The sequence below is a fragment of the Pseudomonas sp. UBA7500 genome (assembly GCF_002478435.1).
GTDB lineage: Bacteria > Pseudomonadota > Gammaproteobacteria > Pseudomonadales > Pseudomonadaceae > Aquipseudomonas > Aquipseudomonas palmensis.
The window spans coordinates 288430-309804 of sequence record NZ_DLNW01000028.1 but is presented as its reverse complement, the minus strand read 5'-3'; the positions used below and the strand labels follow the sequence as shown (position 1 = coordinate 309804).

Here is a 21375-nt window from a genome sequence, read left to right as displayed (position 1 = left end):
ATCGTGCGTCAAGGGCTAATTTCAAAATAACCTCGACACATAGGTCAGCATGAGCATTTCAAGACTGAAGCGTCTTTTTCAGGTAGTAGCGCTGATAACCAGGCGGGCAATCCTCCAGCATCCCCATGATGTGGTATCCCTGCTTCTGGTAGAAGTCAGGGGCCTGGAAGCTATAGGTATAAAGAAACAAACCGGTGCAGCCCCGCGCCTGCGCCTCCTCTTCGGCTCGCATCAGCAGTTCGCTGCCCAACCCATGACCGCGTGCGGCATCGCTCAACCAGAAGTAGTCGATATAGAGCCAGCCCATTGCGAAATGACCGAACAGCCCACCTCTCACCTGGCCCCCGCCATCGCGGGCATACAGCTGGAAATCTTCATAGGTGTAAGGGCCGATCTGTTCGATGTTGAAGCGGCGCAGCCCTTCACGCACCACTGCCATGGCATCGGCGTCAGCGCCCAGGGTGAATCGGTAAGGGGCATCTGTCATAAGCTCTCCTGTGCGGCATTGGACTACATGAGTACGCTGCGAGCCTGCAGGCGCCGGCTCGCACCGGATGTTAAATCGGAATTCGGGTTCACAGGTAGAAGGAGGCTCGCCAGGGGGCAGCACGAACGTCAGCCAAGGTAGCGAATCATGCGCAGAAACGAGGAGGGATGGATGGAGCAGAAGAAGAGAAGGTAAAGCGCAGGAAGCAGCCAGCCCTCGAACGAAGGATGGTGTCCCAGGCAGGGTTCGAACCTGCAACCTTCCCCTTAGGAGGGGGATGCTCTATCCAATTGAGCTACTGAGACGTGCGTCTGGCGTACATGGCCCGCCATACGGAACGGCGAGCATGTTACCCAGCGAGCCAGGATTTGTCATGTCGTCTCTGCGCTTTTTACCAGTAGGTGGTTTCCAGCCTCAGGCACGTACGCCTGCCTCTTGCAAAACCATCAGCAGGCGGCGCACTGCATCGTCAAGACTGGTCGAGTTGTCCACCCGCCGGACCCGATCATCAACCTGCGTCATGGACTGCTGGTTGCGCGCCATTCGCTGCTCGATCTCGTGCTGCCCCTCCCTGCCCCGTTGAAGCAATCGCCCGCGCAATACCTGCGGATTCACACAAAGCAATATGGGCAACAGGTCCGGGTACTTCGCCTGCGCCACCGGCAGGTGCGCGCGCGACCCGTTGACCATCACGTGCCAGCCTTCGGCAAGCCACGCATCTATATAAGCAGGAACCCCATAAGCCAACCCATTGGCGCGCCACTGCAGGGCAAATTCGCCACGGTCAGCCATCTGCTCGAACTGCTGGACCGATACGGCGACTGCGTCCTCCCCCACCGCCTCGGCGGAGCGAGTGATGACACGCTTAGGAATGCGCACATGGCTTGCCAGCAAAAGCTCACGCGCCGCATCCAGAAGACTGTCCTTGCCGGCACCGGACGGCCCCATCAAATAGATCACCCTGCCCGCCCCCGCCAAGGGAACGTCGCTTGCGTCATACTGCATAGCCACTATGCTCAGAGAAAGGAAAGCTCGCGCATTTTAGGCGCATTGCACGGTCTTTGCGCCTTTGCCGGTGATGAAAAGTCGAGCCGCCGAGGTGGCCAGGCCGAGCGCCAAATGAAAACTTTTCAAACCAGTGCGCATTTCTGATAATTGGTACTGGCATAACGCCTTTACCCAGTTCAATATTTGTCACAGAATTGACGCCAAGGAACTGGCGACACTGAGGCATGATGAAGACCTCATTCGTACTCCAGGTTGAACATTTTGTCTTAACGATGGTCGTAACACTCATCGTGCGGCCGATTTCGAGAACCGCTTCCCCCTGAACTAAACCGGTCAATTATATGCGCCCAATGAAACAGGCTATCTACTCAAGCCGCACCGCTGACAAATTTGTCGTCCGCCTGCCAGACGGAATGCGTGAGCGCATTGCCGAGGTTGCGCGTAACCACCACCGCAGCATGAACTCCGAGATCATTGCACGCCTGGAGCAGAGCCTTATTCAGGAAGGTGCACTGGGCGACGAGCTGAGCATGCGCCTGGACAGCCCAGAGCTGTCACTGCACGAACGTGAACTGCTGCAACGCTTCCGCCAGCTGTCCCATCGCCAGCAAAATGCTCTGGTCGCACTGATCGCCCATGACGTCGAGATGGCCGCAGACGCTTCCTGATTCCACCCACGCACAAAAAAGCCAGCTTTCGCTGGCTTTTTTTATGCCTTGCCTTTTTACAGCAAGAAGATCGTAGCAAGGCCCAGGAAGATGAAGAACCCGCCACTGTCGGTCATGGCAGTGATCATCACACTTGCGCCCATCGCAGGATCGCGCCCCATTCGAGCAAGCGTCATCGGGATAAGAACGCCCATCAGGGCCGCCAACAGCAGGTTCAGGGTCATCGCCGCAGTCATCACTACCCCCAGCGACCAGCTGCCATAGAGCAGGTAGGCCACAACGCCGATCACGCCCCCCCCACACCAGGCCATTGATCAAGGCCACCGCAAGCTCCTTGCGCATCAATCGCGCAGTATTGCCCGGGCTGACCTGATCGAGCGCCATGGCACGTACGATCATGGTAATGGTCTGGTTGCCGGAGTTGCCCCCGATACCGGCCACGATGGGCATCAGTGCAGCCAACGCCACCAGCTTCTCGATCGACCCCTCGAACAGGCCGATCACTCGCGAAGCGACAAAGGCCGTGATCAGGTTGATTGCCAGCCATGCCCAACGGTTGCGAAGCGAACGCCAGACCGAGGCGAAGATGTCTTCCTCCTCACGCAGACCCGCCATGTTGAGGACTTCGTTCTCGCTTTCCTCACGGATCAGGTCGACCATTTCGTCGATGGTCAAACGGCCGATCAGGCGATCGCTCTTGTCCACCACCGGTGCCGAAATCAGGTCATAGCGCTCAAAGGCCTGTGCCGCATCGTAGGCGTCTTCATCGGGATGAAAACTCACCGGGTCACTGGCCATGACCTCGGCAACCTGCTTGTCGGGGTCGTTCACCAGCAGCCGCTTGATGGGCAGCACACCCTTGAGCTTGCCGTCGTAATCGACCACGAACAGTTTGTCGGTATGGCTTGGCAGTTCCTTGAGCCGGCGCAGGTAACGCAACACCACCTCAAGGCTGACGTCCTCGCGGATGGTCACCATCTCGAAGTCCATCAAGGCACCGACCTGGTCCTCGTCATAGCTCAACGCGGAGCGTACGCGCTCACGCTGCTGGGCATCGAGGGTTTCCATCAGCTCATGCACGACGTCGCGCGGCAGCTCCGGCGCAAGGTCGGCCAGCTCGTCGGCGTCCATCTCCTTGGCAGCGGCAAGCAGCTCGTGATCGTCCATGTCGGCGATCAGGGTTTCCCGAACCGAATCGGATACCTCGAGCAGGATGTCACCATCACGCTCGGCCTTGACCAGTTGCCAGACCGTCAGACGATCATCCAGCGGCAGGGCTTCGAGAATGTAGGCAACGTCAGCGGAGTGCAGATCATCGAGCTTGCGTTGCAGCTCGACCAGATTCTGGCGGTGTACGAGATTTTCGACCCGATCGTTATGGTGCCCTTCCTGACGATGTGTCAGGTCTTCGACCACTCGTTGGCGCTGCAGCAATTCGACCACCTGGGCCAGGCGATCCTGCAGGCTTTCTTGCGATTTTTTTACTTCACTTTCGGTCATACGCGTACTCCACTCCCAGCAGCGGAGCACGCCAGGAGAATCAATCAGTCAGATCGTGATTGGCAAAACAAGCTATTGAGTAACTACTGGGTAAGTCCATGGTGGTATTCCACAAGCCCCGGCGGAGCTGACGGGCGCAATCATACACGGCTTGGGCTGCTCGGGCTGAAAATATTGGCCAGAACAATCGCTTGCGAGATAAAGCTGTGACAACGTCCAGCTCTGACAGTGCGACGGCTGGCACACCCCAAAGAACACATTGAAGACGCAAAAGTTAGCAGAGGCCGGTAAACGCATCGATGACAGTTTATTCATCGCGCCTTACGGAAAAGTGAAAAGCCGAAAAGCAGAAGGCCCGCTCAAAAAGCGGGCCTTCTGTTGTATGGTGCACTCGACAGGATTCGAACCTGTGACCGCTCGGTTCGTAGCCGAGTACTCTATCCAGCTGAGCTACGAGTGCAGGGTTGGCGCTTGATAGACCAGATCACCTCTGGTTGAAGCTGAAACAACTTCCAGACTGGAAACTGCTTCGTCGTATGGTGCACTCGACAGGATTCGAACCTGTGACCGCTCGGTTCGTAGCCGAGTACTCTATCCAGCTGAGCTACGAGTGCAGGGTTGGTACTTGATGGACCAGATCACCTCTGGTTGAAACTGAGGCAACTTCCAGACTGGAAACTACTTCGTCGTATGGTGCACTCGACAGGATTCGAACCTGTGACCGCTCGGTTCGTAGCCGAGTACTCTATCCAGCTGAGCTACGAGTGCATTTGTTGCCGCGCATTATAGACCGCTTAATCGATTTGCCAACCACTTTTTCGTTTAATTTCAACTACTTAGCGATTCAAGCAAGATTACAGCGCCCTACATGAATAATGGCGGAGAAGGGGGGATTCGAACCCCCGATACCCTTGTGAGGTATACTCCCTTAGCAGGGGAGCGCCTTCGGCCACTCGGCCACCTCTCCGCAACACGGGGCGTATAATAACCAGAGCCTTCCCCGTTTGCAAACCCTTTTTTGAAAAAATATCGATAAAAATTAATGGGTTGGTTCTTCGTCCTTCTCTTTCTTGATCCGCAGGTAGATTTCCTCACGGTGCACGGCCACTTCCTTGGGCGCGTTCACCCCAATCCGTACCTGGTTTCCTTTGACGCCGAGCACGGTCACGGTGATTTCGCCGTCGCCAATTATCAGGCTCTCTGCGCACCGACGAGTCAGAATCAACATACCTTTCTCCTCACGCAATTCAGTTCAGGGATAACAGTCTGCAAAAAAGGGCTTCAACCCGCCGCCAGAACAGCGGCGGACCTACGCCTGAACGTTGACCGACACCCGACAACCCACAGGTTTCTTGTGCCGTTCAAAAACACGAAGGGCGCGGCCAGGCCGCGCCCCAGTGAGCACAACGCTTACTCGCCCTGACGGGAAGGCGCGTCGAGTTCGAAAGCGGTGTGCAAGGCACGCACAGCCAGTTCCAGGTACTTCTCTTCGATAACCACCGACACCTTGATTTCCGAAGTGGAGATCATCTGGATGTTGATGCTCTCCTTGGCCAGCGATTCGAACATGCGGCTGGCAACGCCCGCATGCGAGCGCATGCCCACACCCACGATCGATACCTTGGCGATCTTGGTATCACCCACCACTTCGCGGGCATTGAGCTTCAGGGCGGTTTCACCCAGTACCTTCTGGGCCTTTTCGTAATCGTTGCGGTGTACGGTGAAGGTGAAGTCGGTAGTGTTATCGTGCGAAACGTTCTGCACGATCATGTCGACTTCGATATTGGCTGCACTGATGGGGCCCAGAATCCCGAATGCCACGCCCGGGGTATCCGGCACACCGCGAATGGTCAGCTTGGCTTCATCGCGATTGAAGGCGATGCCGGAAATGATCGGCTGTTCCATGGATTCCTCTTCATCAATAGTAATGAGGGTACCCGGACCCTCCTGAAAACTGTGCAGTACACGCAGCGGTACGTTGTACTTGCCGGCAAACTCCACGGCCCGAATCTGCAGCACCTTGGACCCGAGGCTGGCCATTTCCAGCATCTCTTCGAAAGTGATCTTGTCCAGCCGCTGCGCCTGGGACACCACGCGCGGGTCGGTGGTATAGACACCATCGACGTCGGTGTAGATCTGGCACTCGTCAGCCTTCAATGCAGCCGCCAAGGCCACGCCGGTGGTATCGGAACCGCCACGCCCCAGCGTGGTGATGCTGCCGTGCTCGTCAACGCCCTGGAAACCGGCTACCACGACCACGCGACCTGCCTTGAGGTCGGCACGAATCTTCTGATCATCAATCTGCAGGATGCGCGCCTTGTTGTGCGCACTGTCGGTGAGAATACGCACCTGGTTGCCGGTGTAGGACACCGCAGGCACACCCCGCTTGATCAGCGCCATGGCCAGCAACGCGATGGTCACCTGCTCGCCGGTGGACACGATCACGTCCAGCTCGCGCGGAACCGGCTGATCGCTGATTTGCCTCGCCAGCTCGATCAGACGATTGGTTTCCCCGCTCATTGCCGACAGCACGACCACCAGGTCGTCGCCAGCCTCGCGGAACTTCTTCACCTTGTCGGCAACCTGTTCGATGCGCTCGACCGTGCCCACCGAGGTGCCGCCAAATTTCTGTACGATCAACGCCATTTCAAAGCCGCCTCAGCCCGTGAAGGGCACCCAATAAACACAATTACCCAACGCCAGGGCCCGCCATCGGAAGGCGGGCCACCGGGCGCTTCAGACACCCTGTTCTACGAATGGCACGGTCAGAGCCAGTGCACCGTCCAGCGCTGCGGCATCCACGCCACCGCCTTGCGCCATGTCCGGACGACCACCGCCTTTGCCGCCCACCGCTGCAGCGGCTTGCTTCATCAGATCACCGGCTTTGAGTTGGCCGGTCAGGTCCTTGGTCACGCCTGCGACCAGTACGACCTTTTCTTCGTGGACACTGCCGAGCAGGATCACTGCGCGGCCGAGTTTGTTCTTCAACTGATCGACCAGGGCCAGCAAGGCTTTGCCGTCCTGTCCGTCCAGACGCGCGGCCAGCACCTTGACGCCCTTGACGTCGACTGCGCTGGCAGACAGGTCATCGCCGGCAGCACTGGCGGCCTTGGCCTGCAGTTGCTCCAGTTGCTTTTCCAGCTGACGGTTGCGCTCGAGCACCGCCGACAGCTTGTCGACCAGGTTCTCGCGGCTGCCCTTGACCAGCTGGGCAGCTTCCTTGAGCTGCTCTTCGGCAGCGTTCAGGTAGGCCAGTGCGGCGGCGCCAGTGACCGCTTCGATACGACGCACCCCGGAGGCCACACCGCCTTCGCTGATGATCTTGAGCAGACCGATATCGCCGGTGCGCTTGGCATGGATGCCGCCGCACAGCTCGACGGAGAAATCACCGCCCATGCTCAGCACGCGCACGCTGTCGCCATACTTCTCGCCGAACAGCGCCATGGCGCCCTTCTGCTTGGCAGTCTCGATGTCGGTCTCTTCGGTCATGACCTCGGTGTTGTTGCGCACTTCGCGGTTGACGATGTCTTCCAGCGCCTTGAGCTGCTCTGGCTTGACCGCCTCGAAATGGCTGAAGTCAAAACGCAGGCGCTGGCTGTCGACCAGCGAGCCTTTCTGTTGTACGTGCTCGCCCAGCACCTGACGCAATGCCGCGTGCAGCAGGTGGGTGGCCGAGTGATTGAGCGAGGTGGCATGACGAACCTGCGCATCGACCCGGGTTTCAACCTGGGCACCGACGCTCAGCTTGCCGCTGGCAACCACACCGTGGTGCAGGAAGGCACCGCCGGTCTTGGTGGTGTCACGGACATCGAAGCGGACGGCACCGGCCTGCAGGTACCCGCAGTCACCCACCTGGCCGCCGGACTCGGCGTAGAACGGCGTGCGGTCGAGGATCACCACACCCTCCTCGCCTTCACCCAGCTGCTCGACGGCCTTGCCGTCCTTGTACAGTGCAACGACGCTGGCAGCGCCTTCGGTGGTGGCATAACCGGTGAATTCGGTGGCCACATCGACCTTGACCAGGGTGTTGTAGTCCAGGCCGAAGGCGCTGGCCGAACGCGCGCGCTCACGCTGCGCCTCCATCTCGCGCTCGAAACCGACTTCGTCGATGGTCAGGCTGCGCTCACGGGCGATGTCGGCCGTCAGGTCCATCGGGAAACCGTAGGTGTCATACAGTTTGAACACCACGTCACCGGGCACCACGCTGCCCTTGAGTTCGGCCAGGTCCTGCTCGAGGATCTTCAGGCCCTGCTCCAGGGTCTTGGCAAACTGCTCTTCCTCGGCCTTGAGCACGCGCTCGATGTTGGCCTGCTGCAGCTTGAGTTCTGGGAACGCCTCGCCCATCTCGGCAACCAGCGCCGCAACGATCTTGTAGAAGAAGCTGCCGGTGGCACCGAGCTTGTTGCCGTGACGGCAGGCGCGACGAATGATGCGACGCAGCACGTAGCCACGGCCTTCGTTGGAAGGCAGCACGCCATCAGCAATCAGGAAGCTGCACGAACGAATGTGGTCCGACACTACCTTGAGCGACGACTGGTCTTCGTTGCTGCAGCCGATGGCGGCAGCCGACGCGCTCAGCAGGTTCTTGAACAGGTCGATTTCATAGTTCGAATGCACATGCTGCATCACCGCACTGATGCGCTCCAGGCCCATGCCGGTGTCCACCGACGGTGCAGGCAGCGGGTGCAGCACGCCGTCGGCAGTGCGGTTGAACTGCATGAAGACGTTGTTCCAGATCTCGATGTAACGGTCACCGTCTTCTTCCGGCGAGCCTGGCGGGCCACCCCAGATGTCGGCGCCGTGGTCATAGAAGATCTCGGTGCAGGGGCCGCACGGGCCGGTATCGCCCATGGTCCAGAAGTTGTCCGAGGCGTAGGGCGCGCCCTTGTTGTCGCCAATGCGCACCATGCGCTCGGCCGGCACACCGATGTGCTGGGTCCAGATGTCGTAGGCCTCGTCATCGGTGGCATACACGGTGACCCAGAGCTTTTCCTTGGGCAGTTGCAGCACGCCGGTGAGGAAGGTCCAGGCGTAGGTGATGGCATCACGCTTGAAATAGTCGCCGAAACTGAAGTTGCCCAGCATTTCGAAGAACGTATGGTGACGCGCGGTATACCCGACGTTTTCCAGGTCGCTGTTCTTGCCGCCGGCGCGCACGCACTTCTGGCTGCTGGTGGCGCGGGTGTACGCGCGCTTTTCCTGGCCAAGGAAGCAGTCCTTGAACTGGTTCATCCCCGCGTTGGTGAACAGCAGGGTCGGGTCGTTGCCCGGGATCAAGGAGCTGGAGGCAACTCGGGTATGGCCCTGCTCTTCGAAGAAGCGAAGGAAGGCTTCACGGATTTCTGCGCTTTTCATAGGTTCTTCCACGGAAACGGCGGCCTGCGTCAAATTGACGAAACGACGGCAAAGGGCCGCATTATATCGAGCCTTAACACGAGGTGCAGTGAGTTTATACATCGCCAACCGCCATTTGAGGATGAAATGACCTTCATCCGGCGCGGTTTGCTTAGCAGGCTATACGTTCTGCCGACATCTATGCTACAACGTGTGCGTCGCCAGCCACTGGCGGCACGTTCTCAGGGCGGGGTGCAATTCCCCACCGGCGGTAATTGCGCCCATTGCGCATAGCCCGCGAGCGCTTGCAGGCAACCCTGCAAGGTCAGCAGACCCGGTGTGATTCCGGGGCCGACGGTCATAGTCCGGATAAAGAGAGAGCGGGATAGGCACGCGAGTGCCTGCGTCTGCACATCTGCGCAACGACAATCCCCTTCGATCCACTGCCCTGTTTCTCATACAAACAGGAGTTCGTTTCAATGCAAGCTACCCCAATCGACAGCAAAGGCCATCACAACGATCGCATCGCCTTCGTCCAGGCCTGCTGGCACAAGGATATTGTTGACCAGAGCCGCAAGGGTTTCGTCGAAGAGATGGCCAAGCAAGGCTATCATCTGAGCGATATCGACTTCTATGAAGTCGGCGGTGCCTTCGAAATCCCGCTGCACGCCAAGCTGCTGGCCCGCAGCGGCCGTTACGCCGGCATCGTGGCTGCAGGCCTGGTGGTGGACGGCGGCCTGTACCGCCATGAGTTCGTCGCCCAGTCGGTGATCAGCGGCCTGATGCAGGTGCAGCTGGAAACCGAAGTGCCGGTGTTCTCGGTGGTACTGACCCCGCATCACTTCCATGCCGGCGACGAGCACCAGAAGTTCTTCTTCGATCACTTCGTGCACAAGGGCGCCGAAGCGGCAGTGACCTGCGCCGACACCCTGCTCAAGCTGCGCTCGCTGCGCCGCAATGAAGTACCGCAGAAGATGGCCGGCTGATTGCACTGCCCCTTTCGCCGGCAGGGCCGGCTGCTACGGGATGCACGACACCTGTAGCAGCCGGCCTCGCCGGCGAAGGTGTTTCATCTTCAGACCAACTGCTCATCCGACGCAGGCACGATCAGCATCCCCGCACGCAGCCCGTTCTTCACCTTGGGGTTCGGGAAAATGATCCGCGCGCCCTCCTCCTCGACAACCCAGCGCGTCTCGGCCAGGTCCTCGGCCAGCAGATACCCTCTGGAAAGCTCGGAAAAGTTCTCGATATCCGCCGGCAGGTGCAGGTGGAAGCTGTCGCTGTGCTTGATGATCTCGCGCGCGACGCTGAACAGTTGCAGCCCGCCGATCCCTTCATCTTCAGCCGGCTCGTTACCCTCGATGATCGCCCTGAGCCGCGCTTCGAGCTTGCCGAGTTTGATCTCGCCGTTCTGGCCGAACGGCCGCGCCTTGCCCAGCTCGAGGGTGAACGCTTCGGCCCCCAGGGTTTCGTAGGTGAATGCGGTAAAGGTGATCGAAGGCTTGCTCTGCAGCAGCACAGCCTGCATGCCGGCGGCGCGCAAGCGAGCCAGTTCCCGACGCGAGTGCTGACGGCCTTCCTTGTAGGGATACAGCGCAAACTGCTCGATCTTGGAGCCGCGAATGGCGGTGTGCAGGTCATAGTGCAGGCGGGTACGGCCCTCTTTATAGAAAAAAAAGGCCGTTGCCAGACGCTCCAGCGCACAGGCACGCAATGCCTCGACACCACTGGACTGCTCATGACGCCGGTTGAACAGACGGTTGACGTCGTGCTCGATATACCGCGCGCCCGTGCGCATCGCCTCGGGGTTGCCGAACAGGAACAGCACACGCGCCCGCGGCTTGATCTCCCCCCTGGCAATGCCATGCAGGAGTTCGTCGAGCAACTCGATCGGTGCAGTCTCGTTGCCATGAATACCCGCAGACAGCAGCAGGTCCATGCCATTGTCACGCCCCTCGGGCGGGGTCACTTCAAGCGCCCCCTCGTCGAGCCAGCGCATGCGCACGCCTTCGACAGTCAGCTGGGTCTTCTCTGCCGGTTCACGACCGGCAAGGGTCAGTTCAAGCAGTTTGCCGAGGGCGAGCATGGGCGGTGTTCCTTAGTGGTGATGCCCGCAATCGGGGCCGTGGACGTGGTCGTCATCTTCGCCAGCATCGGCCGGCTCCATTTCCAGCTGCAGGCTCACCAGGTTGGTGGCCAGCGGGCGCAGCAGCAGGTTGGCATACTCGGCGTCGCCTTCTTCAACATCGACACCGATCAGCAGCTGGCCGCGGCCATCCTGCTGAATCCACACTTCCTTGCCTTGCCACAGCACGGCAAAACGGGTGCAGGAAGTTTCCAGCTGGGTGCCATCTTCATCTTCGAGGATCAGCTGCAGGGCGTCGGACATAATCGAGTTCTCTTTCAAGGTTGGAGTTGGAACGGATACACCGAACCCAGCTTGAGGATCTGGGTCAGCTCATCCAGTGCCGTGCGACATTCCAGCAACAGCTGCGGGTCAGCCAGGTCGCGTTCGCTCAGGCTGTCGCGGTAGTGCCTGTCGACCCATTGGGTCAGGGTGTCGTACAGCGGCGCGGTCATGATAACCCCTGGGTTGACGGCCGCCAGTTCCGTTTCGTTGAGCGCCACGCGCAAACGCAGGCACGCGGGGCCGCCGCCATTCTGCATGCTCTGCTTGAGGTCGAAGACCTTGACCTCGGTCACCGGCCCGCCCTGGCCGGTCAAGGCCGACAGATAGGCCCAGACCCGCTCGTTGTTGCGGCATTCCTCCGGCACGATCAGCAGCATCGAACCGTCTTCACGGGACAGCAACTGACTGTTGAACAGATACGAACGCACGGCGTCCTCGACCGTCACCTGGGCCCGCGGCACGCAGATGGCCTTGAACTTGCCGCCACATCCGGCCAGTTTAGCCTGCAGCTCGGCCAGCACCGCTTCGGTGTCGAGGAAGGCATCCTCGTGATAGAACAGCACCTCGCCGTTGCCCACCGCGATCACATCGTTGTGAAACACGCCCTGGTCGATCACGGCAGGGTTCTGCTGAGCATAGACCACGCCGTCGGCACTCAGGCCATGCAGCCGGGCAACCGCCTGGGAAGCCTCCAGGGTCTGGCGGGCCGGGTATTTGTGCGGCGCCGGGTAGCGCGCATCGAATGCACTGCGCCCGAACACGAAGAACTCCACGCCCGGTTCGCCATAGGCACGGCAGAAGCGCGTGTGGTTGGCAGCACCTTCGTCACCGAACTGCGCCACCGCCGGCAACGCGGCATGGTGGGCAAAGTGCTGCGTATTGGCGAACATCGCGCCCAGCACACGACTGGTGGTCGGGTGCTCGATACTGCGGTGGTACTTGCAGTTCAGGTTGGCCGCCGTGAAATGCACGCGTCCATCGGCCGTATCGGCGCTCGGACTGACCGTGGCGGCGTTGGCCACCCACATGCTGGACGCAGAGCAACTGGCGACCAGCAACGGCATCGCCTCCCTGGCCGCCCGCTCGATGACCTGCGCATCGCTGCCGCCAAAGCCCAGGCGACGCAGCGCAGCCACATCCGGACGCTCCTGCGGGGCCAGTACGCCCTGCACAAAGCCCATCTCCATCAGCGCCTTCATCTTCGCCAGGCCCTGGCGCGCCGCTTCACGCGGGTTGGATGCCTGCTGGCTGTTGCTCTGCGAAGCAACGTTGCCGTAGGACAGCCCGCCGTAGTTGTGCGTCGGCCCCACCAGGCCATCAAAATTCACTTCAAATGATTTCATCGGCTAAGGCTCCGTGAAGCTGTTGTTATAGGGTGACGCCGGGCGTCAGCGTGGCGGGCAGCACAAGGCTGGATGCCTCCAGCGACGCCACCGGGTAGGCGCAGTAGTCGGCCGCGTAATAGGCGCTCGCCCGATGATTGCCACTGGCCCCGACACCACCGAACGGTGCGCTGCTGGCGGCACCGGTCAGTTGCTTGTTCCAGTTGACGATACCGGCGCGGCTTTCCAGCCAGAACTGCTGGTAGCGCGCCTCGGAATCGGACAACAGCCCTGCGGCCAGGCCGTACTGGGTGTTGTTGGCTTCGCGGATCGCGGCATCGAAATCGCTGTAGCGGATAACCTGCAGCAGCGGCCCGAAGAACTCCTCGTCCGGGCGCTCGGCCACCGAGGTCACGTCGATGATGCCCGGGGTCAGCAACGCCGCATCGGCCTGTGGCTGGGTCATCGGCAGCAGCGACTGTGCGCCGCTGGCCAGCAACTGGGCCTGGGCATCGAGCAGCGCGCGGGCTGCCCCCAGGGAGATCACCGAGCCCATGAACGGCGCCGGCTGCTGATCGAACGCGCCCACCGAAATGTTCCGGCTGACGGCCACCAGCCGCGCCAGCAGGGTGTCGCCCCATTCGCCTTGGGGTACCAGCAGGCGGCGTGCACAGGTGCAGCGCTGGCCGGCGGAAATGAAGGCCGACTGGATGATGGTGTATACCGCAGCGTCCAGGTCCTGCACCTGATCGACCACCAGGGGGTTGTTGCCCCCCATCTCCAGGGCCAGGATCTTGTCCGGGCGCCCCGAAAACTGCTGGTGCAGCAGGTTGCCGGTGCGGCTGGAGCCGGTGAAGAACAGGCCGTCGATGCCGGGGTTGGCCGCCAGGGCCACCCCGGTTTCCCGCGCCCCCTGCACCAGGTTGAGCACGCCAGCCGGCAGCCCGGCCTCGATCCAGCACCTGAGCGTCAGCTCGGCCACTTTCGGCGTGAGCTCGCTGGGCTTGAACACCACGCTGTTACCGGCCAGCAGCGCCGGCACGATATGCCCGTTGGGCAGGTGGCCCGGGAAGTTGTACGGGCCGAACACCGCCACCACACCGTGGGGCTTGTGCCGCAGTACCGCCGTGGCGTCAGCCAGCGGGCCGCTCTTCTCGCCGGTACGTTCGCGGTAGCTCTGCACCGAAATGGCCACCTTGTTGACCATGCTGGTCACTTCGGTGGTGGCCTCCCACAGCGGCTTGCCGGTTTCTTCGCCGATGCAGCGGGCCAGTTCATCGGCGTGGGCCTTGAGGCTCGCGGCAAAGGCTTCGAGCACGCTGATACGCGCCTCCAGCGGCTGGCGAGCCCAGCCAGCAAAGGCTTGACGCGCAGCCTGTACCGCGGCCTCGACCTGCCCCGCGTCGGCGCCCTGGCCCTGCCAGATCACCTGTTGGCTGACCGGGTTCAGCGACTGCAGGGCCTCGCCCTGGCCGGCCTGCCATGTACCGGCAATGTAGTGCGTGGTCATTATTTGGCCTCCCGTGCTGCGGACAGTGGCACCGCACGTACCTGGTCACCGGCGCTCAGGCGCAGGCGCTTGGCCGTCAGCGGGTCGACCACCAGGGTGCCCGCAGCCAAGCGCGCGGGCGCTGCGGTGATACGGCAGTCCTCGCGCTTGCGGTTGTGGATGATGAAAGGGGTGGCATCGTCGCCCGGCGTGCCGATCGCCAGCACCAGGGCCTGGCTGTCGTGCACCGCGCGAATCTTGCCGGTCTGGCACTCGACCGCCGGGCCCGCGTCGAAGATGTCGACGTAGCCCTGATAGCTGAAGCCTTCGCTCTGCAGCATGGCCAGCGCCGGTTCGGTATCGGTGTGCACGCGCCCGATCACATTGCGCGCCGCCTCGGACAGAAAGCAGGTGTACAGCGGGAACTTGGGCATCAGCTCGGCGATGAACGCCTTGTTGCCGACCCCGGTCAGGTAGTCGGCCTGGCTGAACTCCATCTTGAAGAAGTGTCGGCCCAGGCTCTCCCAGAAGGGCGAACGGCCCTGCTCGTCGGACATGCCGCGCATTTCGGCAATGATCTTGTTGCCGAACAGTTCGCTGAATTCGGCAATGAACAGCAGGCGAGCCTTGGCCAGCAGACGACCATTGAGGCCACTGCGGTAGTCGCTGCGCAGAAACAGGGAGCACAACTCGGAGTTGCCGGTCAGGTCGTTGGCCAGAAACAGCGTGGGGATCTCGCGGTAGATGTCCAGTTCCTGGGACGCGCTGACGGTCAGGCCCACCCGGTAGTTGTACCAAGGTTCACGCAGCCCAACGGCACCGGCGATGGCCGAAATGCCCACCACTTCGCCTTCGTCGTTCTCGAGCACGAACAGGTAGTCGGCATCGCCACGCTCGGCTTCGCCGCGGAAGGTCTTCTCGGCCCAGCCCACCCGGTGGGCCAGGCGCTCTTCGTTGGCCGGCAGAGTGGTCAGGCCGGTGGTGCCGGTGCTGCGCGCCAGCTCGATCAGCGCCGGTAGGTCGCTGCTGCGTACGGGACGAACAATCATGCTATCTCCTCGGGCAGGTGCCTGCTGGCCCCTGCGAAACTCGACCTGGGGTAGCCAGGCAATCAGACCGCGACCAGGCGCACGCTGGCGCCCTCACCCACTCCCAGCGCCTCGGCGGCGGCCAGGTCCAGCTGCACTGGCTTGCCAGGGGCCCAGTCCAGCTCCAGCATCACGGCGCGGTAATCCTGCAACTGGCCGTTGGATACCAGGTACGGGCGCCCACCCTTGACGGCCTGCTCCTGCAGCTTGACCGGCACCAGCCGGCTCTGGGCGATGGAGCGGATGCCGGACACCCGCGCATGCAGGGTCGGCCCACCGTCGAAGATGTCGATGTAGTGATCGGTCTCGAAGCCTTCGCGCATCAGGATGTCGAAGGTGATCTGCGCGCGCGGGTGCACCTGGCCCATGGCCTCCTGCGCGGCATCCGGCAGCAGGGGCACATAGATGGGGTAATGCGGCATCAGCTCGGCAAGGAATGTACGGCTCTTGAGCCCGCACAGGCGCTCGGCGGCAGCGTAGTTGAGGTCGAAGAAGTTGCGCCCGATGGCATCCCAGAACGGCGAGTCGCCGTGCTCGTCGCTGTAGCCGACGATCTCGGTCACCACCGAATCGGCAAACCGCTCCGGGTGCGCTGCCATGAACAGCAGCCGGCCGCGGGAATTGAGCTCGGCCCAGCCGGTGCCCACCAGTTCGGGCAGCACGTAGAAGCTGGTCAGCAGGCTGTTGCCGGTCAGGTCGTGACACTGCGACAGCACATGGATCTTGTTGTGGATCTTCAGCTCGCGCGAGGCGTGCACGAAGGTCTCGTTGCGAAAACTGTAGAACGGCTCGGAATAGCCGGCCGAGGCCACGATGGCCGAACAGCCGACCAGCTTGCCGGTCTCGCTGTCTTCGAGCACGAAGAAGTAGCTCTCCTCGCCATTGAAGCTGACTTCGGCGGCAAAGGAGGTTTCGGACGCGGCGATCTTGTCGCCCAGGCGACCGGCATCATCCGGCAGGGACGTGACACCGATGGGACTGTCCGCGGCCAGACGCTGCACTTCACCCAGGTCAGCCATTTGCGCGGGGCGCATCACCAGCATGGTGTCACTCCTTTAGGGAAAATCGGGCCGACAGCTGCCGGCGAAGAAGAAGCGGCACGTGCCACGGGCACGGGCCACCAGAATCGGTTCGCTGGCCACCGGGGCCAGCGAAGGACCGCAGGCCGGTATCAGGCCTTGGTCAGTGCAGCGGCAGCGCGTTCGAAGCGGTCCAGGCCTTCATCGATGTCGGCATCTTCCACCACCAGGCTGGGGGCGAAACGCACCACGTCCGGGCCGGCCTGCAAAACCATCAGGCCTTCTTTCTCGGCAGCGTTGAACACGTCCTTGGCCTTGCCCTTCCAGGCATCGGACAACACGCAACCGATCAGCAGGCCCAGGCCGCGGACCTGGGTGAACAGGCCGTACTGCTGGCCGATCTTCTCCAGGCGCGCCTTGAAGCGCTCGTGCTTGGCCTTGACGCCCGCCAGCACTTCAGGGGTATTGACCACATCCAGCACCGCAGAGGCCACGGCGCAGCCCAACGGGTTGCCGCCATAGGTGGTGCCGTGGGTGCCCACGGCCAGGTGCTTGGCCAGCGCTTCGGTGGTCAGCATCGCGGCAATCGGGAAACCGCCGCCCAGGCTCTTGGCGCTGGTCAGGATGTCGGGGGTCACACCGTAGTGCATGTAGGCGAACAGCTCGCCGGTACGGCCGACGCCGGTCTGCACTTCGTCGAAGATCAGCAGTGCGTTGTGCTTGTCGCACAGCTCGCGCGCGCCTTGCAGATAGGCCTTGTCGGCCGGCACCACGCCGCTCTCGCCCTGGATCGGCTCGATCACCACCGCGCAGGTCTTGTCGCTGATCTGCGCCTTGAGCGCTTCGAGGTCGTTGTACGGCACATGGCTGATGCCGGTGATCTTAGGGCCGAAGCCGTCGGAGTACTTGGGCTGGCCACCGACGCTCACGGTGAACAGGGTGCGACCGTGGAAGCTGTTCACGGTAGCGATTATCTCGTGCTTTTCAGGGCCGAAGCGGTCGTGGGCGACACGACGGGCCAGCTTGAAGGCGGCCTCGTTGGCCTCGGCGCCGGAGTTGCAGAAGAACGCACGCTCGGCAAAGGTGGCGTCGACCAGCTTGTGGGCCAGACGCAGGGCTGGCTCGTTGGTGAACACGTTGGACACGTGCCACAGCTTGTTGGCCTGCTCGGTCAGCGCACCGACCAGCGCCGGGTGGGCGTGCCCCAGGACGTTTACGGCGATGCCGCCAGCGAAATCGATCAGCTCGCGCCCCGCCTGGTCCCATACACGGGAGCCCTGGCCACGCACGGGGATGAAAGCGGCCGGCGCATAGTTGGGGACCATTACCTGGTCGAAATCGGCGCGTTGCACCGGAGCTTGCTCAACGGACATCGGAGTCTCCTGAAGAGGAACGCCTGCCTGGAACTGGCGAGCGATGGGGGGATTGTAAGGACTGATGAACGCCCGGCCTTGCCGCCAAGCGACAACTTCTTATAGCGCCAAACCCTGTTTTGCCAAGGCTTTCGGCAATGCGACAAATAGGGTCGCAAAGGCGCAGTTTAAACGGTGCGCGGTGCTGGCGGGGAGATTGTGTCACGCACGGATTTGCGGGGGCTTCTTCGCTGGCAAGCCAGCGCCCTCGGGCCGGTGCAGCCCCCTTCGACGCTGCGGGCGCTGGTTTGCCGCCGAAGGTCGCGCTGCGCTACCGAATCAGCCGCGCTCGGCAGGCGCCGACGACAACTCGAACGGGCTGTTGCTGCGGCGCTGGTTGCGGTCTTCGCGTGGCGTTGCGCCAAAGAAGTTGCGGTACGCGCTGGAAAAATGCGGCCCCGACGAGAACCCGCACGACAGGCCGATCTGGATGATCGACTTGCTGGTCTGCATCAGCATCTGGCGCGCCTTGTTCAAGCGCAGCTCCAGGTAATACTGGCTGGGCACCCGATTGAGGTACTGCTTGAAGATCCGCTCCAGCTGCCGGCGCGATACGCACACATGCTGGGCAATCTCGTCGGTGGTCAACGGCTCTTCGATATTGGCCTCCATCAGCAGCACCGCCTGGGTCAGCTTCGGATGGCTGGAGCCCAGGCGATTCTGCAGCGGGATGCGCTGACGCTCGCCCCCCTCGCGAATGCGCTCGACCACCAGCTCTTCGGAAACCGCACCGGCAAGCTCGGCGCCATGGTCACGGGCCAGCACGGCCAGCAGCAGGTCCAGTACCGACATGCCACCACACGCGGTCAGCCGATCGCGATCCCAGTCGAACAGGTGGCTGGTGGCGATGACCTTGGGGAAGCGCTCGGCGAAGTCATCCTGCCAGCGCCAGTGCACCGCGGCGCGATAACCATCCAGCAGGCCCAGCTGGGCCAGCGGATACACACCTGCCGAAAGACCACCCACCACGCACCCCGAGCGCACCAGTTGCTTGAGCGCGCTGCCCAGCGCCGCGCCTACCGCCTGCGGCGGCTCATCGGCCAGCAGAAACAGCTTCTGGCAACCTTCCAGCCGCCCCACCCAGGCTTCGCCAGGCAAGCGCCAGGCGCCCTCCGGCGCAGGTTCGGCCTGCAGGAACAGCAACTCGTAGACCACTTCGGGGTGCACCTTCTGGGCCACCCGCAAAACTTCTTCGGCCAGCGCCAGGGTCAAGGCCTTGGTGCTGGGCCAGAGGAGAAAACCGATTCGCTGGGTGGTCATTGGGTAAGGTCCGAAACCTGAGAGGAGTCTGGGAGAAAAGCCTCGATCGAGGCGCAGCATGCCCTATTCTGGTGCAAAGCGGCAGCCTCGAACTGTAGCACGGTCGATTATTTCAGGCTGCCGGACAGGAACTGCTGCAACCGCTCGGACTGCGGATTGACCAGCACTTCACGCGGGTTGCCGCTCTCTTCGACCACACCCTTGTGCAGGAACACCAGCTGGTTGGACACCTCGCGGGCGAAGCCCATCTCGTGGGTCACCACCACCATGGTGCGGCCTTCCTGGGCCAGCGCCTGCATCACCTTGAGCACATCGCCCACCAGCTCCGGGTCCAGCGCCGAGGTCGGCTCGTCGAACAGCATCACTTCAGGCTCCATCGCCAGTGCACGGGCAATCGCCACACGCTGCTGCTCACCACCGGACATATGGCCCGGGTAGGCATCCTTGCGATGGGACACACCGACCTTGGCCAGGTAGTGCTCGGCCTTTTCCAGCGCGTCCTTACGGCTCATGCCCAGCACGTGAACCGGTGCCTCGATGATGTTCTCCAGCGCAGTCATGTGCGACCACAGGTTGAAGTGCTGGAACACCATCGACAGGCGCGAGCGCATGCGCTGCAACTGCTTGGGGTCGGCCGCCTTCAGCGCGCCGTCCTTGTTCGCCACCAGCTTCAACTCTTCGTTGTTGAGCAGGATCTTGCCGGCATGCGGCTGCTCGAGCAGGTTGATGCAGCGCAGGAAGGTGCTCTTGCCCGAGCCGCTGGAGCCGATGATGCTGATCACATCGCCCGCCTTGGCCGCCAGGGACACACCCTTGAGCACTTCGTGACTGCCATAGCGTTTGTGCAGGTCTTGGACTTCGAGTTTGTACATGCTGTCGGTTCTCACAAAGCGTCAGTCCCGGGCCTGCGCCCGGGGCGAAAAAGTTGCCGCCGGGCTCAGCCCTTGCGCGGCGCCAGGTAGCCGAGCCAGCGGCGTTCAGCCAGCTTGAACAGGCGCACCAGAATGAAGGTCAGGCACAGGTAGAACACACCGGCGGTGATGTACGCCTCGAACGGCAGGTAGTACTGGGCATTGACCGTGCGCGCCGCACCGGTGATGTCGATCAGGGTCACGATCGACGCCAGGCTGGTGGTCTGCAGCATCATGATCACTTCATTGCTGTATTGCGGCAGTGCCCGGCGCAGGGCCGAGGGCAGCAGGATGCGGCGGTACATCTTGACCCGCGACATGCCCATCGCCTTGGCCGCCTCGATCTCGCCGTGGGGCGTGGCCTTGAGGCTGCCGGCGATGATCTCGGCGGTGTAGGCACTGGTATTGATGGCAAAGGCCAGGCACGCACAGAAGGTCGCACTGGACAGCCACGGCCACAGGAAGCTCTCGCGCACCGCCTCGAACTGGGCCAGCCCGTAATAGATCAGAAACAGCTGTACCAGCATCGGCGTGCCACGAATCACGTAGGTGTAGAGCCAGGCGCTCATGTTCACCAGCGGCTGCTTGGACACCCGCATCAGGCCCAGCGGCACTGCCACCAGCAGGCCGAACAGCAACGACAGCGCCAGCAGCTTGAGCGTGGTCAGCATGCCGCTCAGGTACAGCGGCATGGCTTCCCAGATGACGTTGTAATCGAAAATCATAGATCAGCCGCCTTTACGCCAACCGAGTAGCGTTTCTCGAGGTAACGCAGGGCCAGCAACGAGACGCTGGTGATCACCAGGTACAACGCCGCGACCGCCAGGAAGAACGTGAACGGCTCGCGGGTCGCGTCCGCCGCCTGCTTGGCCTTGAACATCATGTCTTGCAGGCCCACCACCGAAATCAGTGCGGTGGCCTTGGTCAGTACCAGCCAGTTGTTGGTGAAGCCAGGGATCGCCAGGCGAATCATCTGCGGCACCAGCACCCGGAAGAAGATCTGCAGGCCGCTCATGCCATAGGCCATGCCGGCTTCGGCCTGCCCCTTGGGGATGGCCATGAAAGCGCCGCGGAAGGTTTCGGACAGGTATGCACCAAAGATGAAGCCCAGGGTACCGATACCCGCCATCAGCGGATTGAGGTCGATGTAATCGTCGAAACCGAGCAAGGGTGCGACGCGGTTGAGCAGGTCCTGACCGCCGTAGAAGATCAGCAGGATCAGCACCAGGTCGGGGATCCCGCGGATCACCGTGGCGTACAGGTCGCCCAGCCAGGCCAGCCAGCGCACCGGCGACAGCCGCAGCGCCACGCCGATCAGGCCCAGTACGATGGCCAGGGCCATGGACGACAAGGCGAGCTGTAGCGTCAGCCATGCTCCATCGAGGATGACTGCCCCGTAGCCTTTCAACATGTTGAGGTCCTCGACCTTAGGGATGAAAAAATGGTGCAAACCTCAGCGCTTCTGCT

At 61.9% G+C, this 21375-nt stretch carries 18 protein-coding genes, 5 tRNA genes, 1 pseudogene and 1 riboswitch; of the genes and pseudogenes, 2 read left to right on the top strand and 22 right to left on the bottom strand.

Annotated elements, in window-relative coordinates:
- Window positions 1-58 precede the first annotated feature (58 nt).
- The 3 genes from B4I46_RS14645 to phnN all read right to left on the bottom strand — a co-directional run bounded on the left by B4I46_RS14645 (window position 59) and on the right by phnN (window position 1492).
- On the bottom strand, window positions 59-487 hold the full coding sequence (locus tag B4I46_RS14645; RefSeq protein WP_286900710.1) for a GNAT family N-acetyltransferase: 429 nt from the start codon (window positions 485-487) through the stop codon (window positions 59-61).
- Between the two features lie 228 nt (window positions 488-715).
- Window positions 716-792: transfer RNA gene (locus B4I46_RS14640), tRNA-Arg, on the bottom strand.
- Window positions 793-901: 109 nt separating this feature from the next.
- Window positions 902-1492, bottom strand: coding sequence for a phosphonate metabolism protein/1,5-bisphosphokinase (PRPP-forming) PhnN (phnN, locus tag B4I46_RS14635; RefSeq protein WP_054916582.1), 591 nt, complete (start codon window positions 1490-1492; stop codon window positions 902-904).
- Between the two features lie 344 nt (window positions 1493-1836).
- On the opposite strand from phnN, the gene B4I46_RS14630 reads away from it, so the two are divergent.
- The gene (locus B4I46_RS14630; RefSeq protein WP_003254499.1) at window positions 1837-2163 is read left to right on the top strand and encodes an Arc family DNA-binding protein; all 327 of its coding nucleotides are present in this window, start codon (window positions 1837-1839) and stop codon (window positions 2161-2163) included.
- Between the two features lie 56 nt (window positions 2164-2219).
- Here B4I46_RS14630 and mgtE read toward each other — a convergent pair.
- From mgtE to alaS, 8 genes and pseudogenes are all read right to left on the bottom strand, one after another.
- A pseudogene (gene mgtE / locus B4I46_RS14625) lies at window positions 2220-3663 on the bottom strand (magnesium transporter).
- A 383-nt stretch (window positions 3664-4046) separates the two neighbouring features.
- Window positions 4047-4123 (bottom strand) — tRNA-Arg (locus tag B4I46_RS14620).
- A gap of 77 nt (window positions 4124-4200) precedes the next feature.
- A tRNA-Arg gene (locus B4I46_RS14615) sits at window positions 4201-4277 on the bottom strand.
- Window positions 4278-4354: 77 nt separating this feature from the next.
- Window positions 4355-4431: transfer RNA gene (locus B4I46_RS14610), tRNA-Arg, on the bottom strand.
- A 108-nt stretch (window positions 4432-4539) separates the two neighbouring features.
- Window positions 4540-4630: transfer RNA gene (locus tag B4I46_RS14605), tRNA-Ser, on the bottom strand.
- 72 nt (window positions 4631-4702) lie between these two features.
- Window positions 4703-4891 (bottom strand): carbon storage regulator CsrA, encoded by a 189-nt coding sequence (gene csrA / locus B4I46_RS14600; protein WP_010226667.1) that lies wholly within the window; start codon window positions 4889-4891, stop codon window positions 4703-4705.
- Between the two features lie 182 nt (window positions 4892-5073).
- On the bottom strand, window positions 5074-6309 hold the full coding sequence (locus B4I46_RS14595; protein WP_043860296.1) for an aspartate kinase: 1236 nt from the start codon (window positions 6307-6309) through the stop codon (window positions 5074-5076).
- Window positions 6310-6399: 90 nt separating this feature from the next.
- A complete protein-coding gene (gene alaS, locus B4I46_RS14590) occupies window positions 6400-9018 on the bottom strand; it encodes an alanine--tRNA ligase (protein ID WP_236177393.1) in 2619 nt (872 codons plus the stop codon).
- Window positions 9019-9231: 213 nt separating this feature from the next.
- A riboswitch (FMN riboswitch) is annotated at window positions 9232-9383 on the top strand.
- Window positions 9384-9476: 93 nt separating this feature from the next.
- Between alaS and B4I46_RS14585 the strand changes: the two genes are divergently transcribed.
- Window positions 9477-9983: a 6,7-dimethyl-8-ribityllumazine synthase gene (locus B4I46_RS14585; RefSeq protein WP_286900707.1), complete on the top strand. Its 507-nt coding sequence runs from the start codon at window positions 9477-9479 to the stop codon at window positions 9981-9983.
- 89 nt (window positions 9984-10072) lie between these two features.
- Here B4I46_RS14585 and astE read toward each other — a convergent pair whose 3' ends face one another.
- The 11 genes from astE to B4I46_RS14530 all read right to left on the bottom strand — a co-directional run bounded on the left by astE (window position 10073) and on the right by B4I46_RS14530 (window position 21319).
- Window positions 10073-11083, bottom strand: coding sequence for a succinylglutamate desuccinylase (astE, locus tag B4I46_RS14580; protein ID WP_043860293.1), 1011 nt, complete (start codon window positions 11081-11083; stop codon window positions 10073-10075).
- Between the two features lie 12 nt (window positions 11084-11095).
- A complete protein-coding gene (locus tag B4I46_RS14575; RefSeq protein ID WP_043860292.1) occupies window positions 11096-11386 on the bottom strand; it encodes a hypothetical protein in 291 nt (96 codons plus the stop codon).
- 14 nt (window positions 11387-11400) lie between these two features.
- The gene (gene astB, locus B4I46_RS14570; protein ID WP_043860291.1) at window positions 11401-12750 is read right to left on the bottom strand and encodes an N-succinylarginine dihydrolase; all 1350 of its coding nucleotides are present in this window, start codon (window positions 12748-12750) and stop codon (window positions 11401-11403) included.
- A 25-nt stretch (window positions 12751-12775) separates the two neighbouring features.
- Window positions 12776-14242, bottom strand: coding sequence for a succinylglutamate-semialdehyde dehydrogenase (gene astD, locus B4I46_RS14565; RefSeq protein WP_173925083.1), 1467 nt, complete (start codon window positions 14240-14242; stop codon window positions 12776-12778).
- Window positions 14239-15267, bottom strand: a complete 1029-nt coding sequence (gene astA, locus B4I46_RS14560; protein ID WP_088514526.1) for an arginine N-succinyltransferase — start codon at window positions 15265-15267, stop codon at window positions 14239-14241. Before astA ends, astD begins: the two co-directional genes overlap by 4 nt.
- A gap of 62 nt (window positions 15268-15329) precedes the next feature.
- A complete protein-coding gene (gene aruF, locus B4I46_RS14555; protein ID WP_043860288.1) occupies window positions 15330-16349 on the bottom strand; it encodes an arginine/ornithine succinyltransferase subunit alpha in 1020 nt (339 codons plus the stop codon).
- A 128-nt stretch (window positions 16350-16477) separates the two neighbouring features.
- Window positions 16478-17698 carry an aspartate aminotransferase family protein gene (locus tag B4I46_RS14550; protein ID WP_043860287.1) on the bottom strand — a complete coding sequence of 407 codons (1221 nt, stop codon included), beginning with the start codon at window positions 17696-17698 and terminating at the stop codon, window positions 16478-16480.
- Between the two features lie 318 nt (window positions 17699-18016).
- Window positions 18017-18997, bottom strand: coding sequence for a transcriptional regulator ArgR (gene argR / locus B4I46_RS14545; RefSeq protein WP_043860286.1), 981 nt, complete (start codon window positions 18995-18997; stop codon window positions 18017-18019).
- A gap of 107 nt (window positions 18998-19104) precedes the next feature.
- Window positions 19105-19869, bottom strand: coding sequence for an ABC transporter ATP-binding protein (locus tag B4I46_RS14540; protein ID WP_043860285.1), 765 nt, complete (start codon window positions 19867-19869; stop codon window positions 19105-19107).
- 65 nt (window positions 19870-19934) lie between these two features.
- Entirely contained in the window at window positions 19935-20633 is a 699-nt protein-coding gene (locus B4I46_RS14535; RefSeq protein WP_054916584.1) for an ABC transporter permease, read from the bottom strand.
- A complete protein-coding gene (locus tag B4I46_RS14530) occupies window positions 20630-21319 on the bottom strand; it encodes an ABC transporter permease (protein WP_054916585.1) in 690 nt (229 codons plus the stop codon). Before B4I46_RS14530 ends, B4I46_RS14535 begins: the two co-directional genes overlap by 4 nt.
- Between the last annotated feature and the right edge of the window lie 56 nt (window positions 21320-21375).

Excerpts from the sequence above, each read along its gene's own strand:
- B4I46_RS14645 (WP_286900710.1), bottom strand. The coding sequence starts at position 487 with ATGACAGATGCCCCTTACCGATTCACCCTGGGCGCTGACGCCGATGCC.
- phnN (WP_054916582.1), bottom strand. The coding sequence starts at position 1,492 with ATGCAGTATGACGCAAGCGACGTTCCCTTGGCGGGGGCGGGCAGGGTG.
- B4I46_RS14630 (WP_003254499.1), top strand. The coding sequence starts at position 1,837 with ATGCGCCCAATGAAACAGGCTATCTACTCAAGCCGCACCGCTGACAAA.
- csrA (WP_010226667.1), bottom strand. The coding sequence starts at position 4,891 with ATGTTGATTCTGACTCGTCGGTGCGCAGAGAGCCTGATAATTGGCGAC.
- B4I46_RS14595 (WP_043860296.1), bottom strand. The coding sequence starts at position 6,309 with ATGGCGTTGATCGTACAGAAATTTGGCGGCACCTCGGTGGGCACGGTC.
- alaS (WP_236177393.1), bottom strand. The coding sequence starts at position 9,018 with ATGAAAAGCGCAGAAATCCGTGAAGCCTTCCTTCGCTTCTTCGAAGAG.
- B4I46_RS14585 (WP_286900707.1), top strand. The coding sequence starts at position 9,477 with ATGCAAGCTACCCCAATCGACAGCAAAGGCCATCACAACGATCGCATC.
- astE (WP_043860293.1), bottom strand. The coding sequence starts at position 11,083 with ATGCTCGCCCTCGGCAAACTGCTTGAACTGACCCTTGCCGGTCGTGAA.
- B4I46_RS14575 (WP_043860292.1), bottom strand. The coding sequence starts at position 11,386 with ATGTCCGACGCCCTGCAGCTGATCCTCGAAGATGAAGATGGCACCCAG.
- astB (WP_043860291.1), bottom strand. The coding sequence starts at position 12,750 with ATGAAATCATTTGAAGTGAATTTTGATGGCCTGGTGGGGCCGACGCAC.
- astA (WP_088514526.1), bottom strand. The coding sequence starts at position 15,267 with ATGATTGTTCGTCCCGTACGCAGCAGCGACCTACCGGCGCTGATCGAG.
- aruF (WP_043860288.1), bottom strand. The coding sequence starts at position 16,349 with ATGCTGGTGATGCGCCCCGCGCAAATGGCTGACCTGGGTGAAGTGCAG.
- B4I46_RS14550 (WP_043860287.1), bottom strand. The coding sequence starts at position 17,698 with ATGTCCGTTGAGCAAGCTCCGGTGCAACGCGCCGATTTCGACCAGGTA.
- argR (WP_043860286.1), bottom strand. The coding sequence starts at position 18,997 with ATGACCACCCAGCGAATCGGTTTTCTCCTCTGGCCCAGCACCAAGGCC.
- B4I46_RS14540 (WP_043860285.1), bottom strand. The coding sequence starts at position 19,869 with ATGTACAAACTCGAAGTCCAAGACCTGCACAAACGCTATGGCAGTCAC.
- B4I46_RS14535 (WP_054916584.1), bottom strand. The coding sequence starts at position 20,633 with ATGATTTTCGATTACAACGTCATCTGGGAAGCCATGCCGCTGTACCTG.
- B4I46_RS14530 (WP_054916585.1), bottom strand. The coding sequence starts at position 21,319 with ATGTTGAAAGGCTACGGGGCAGTCATCCTCGATGGAGCATGGCTGACG.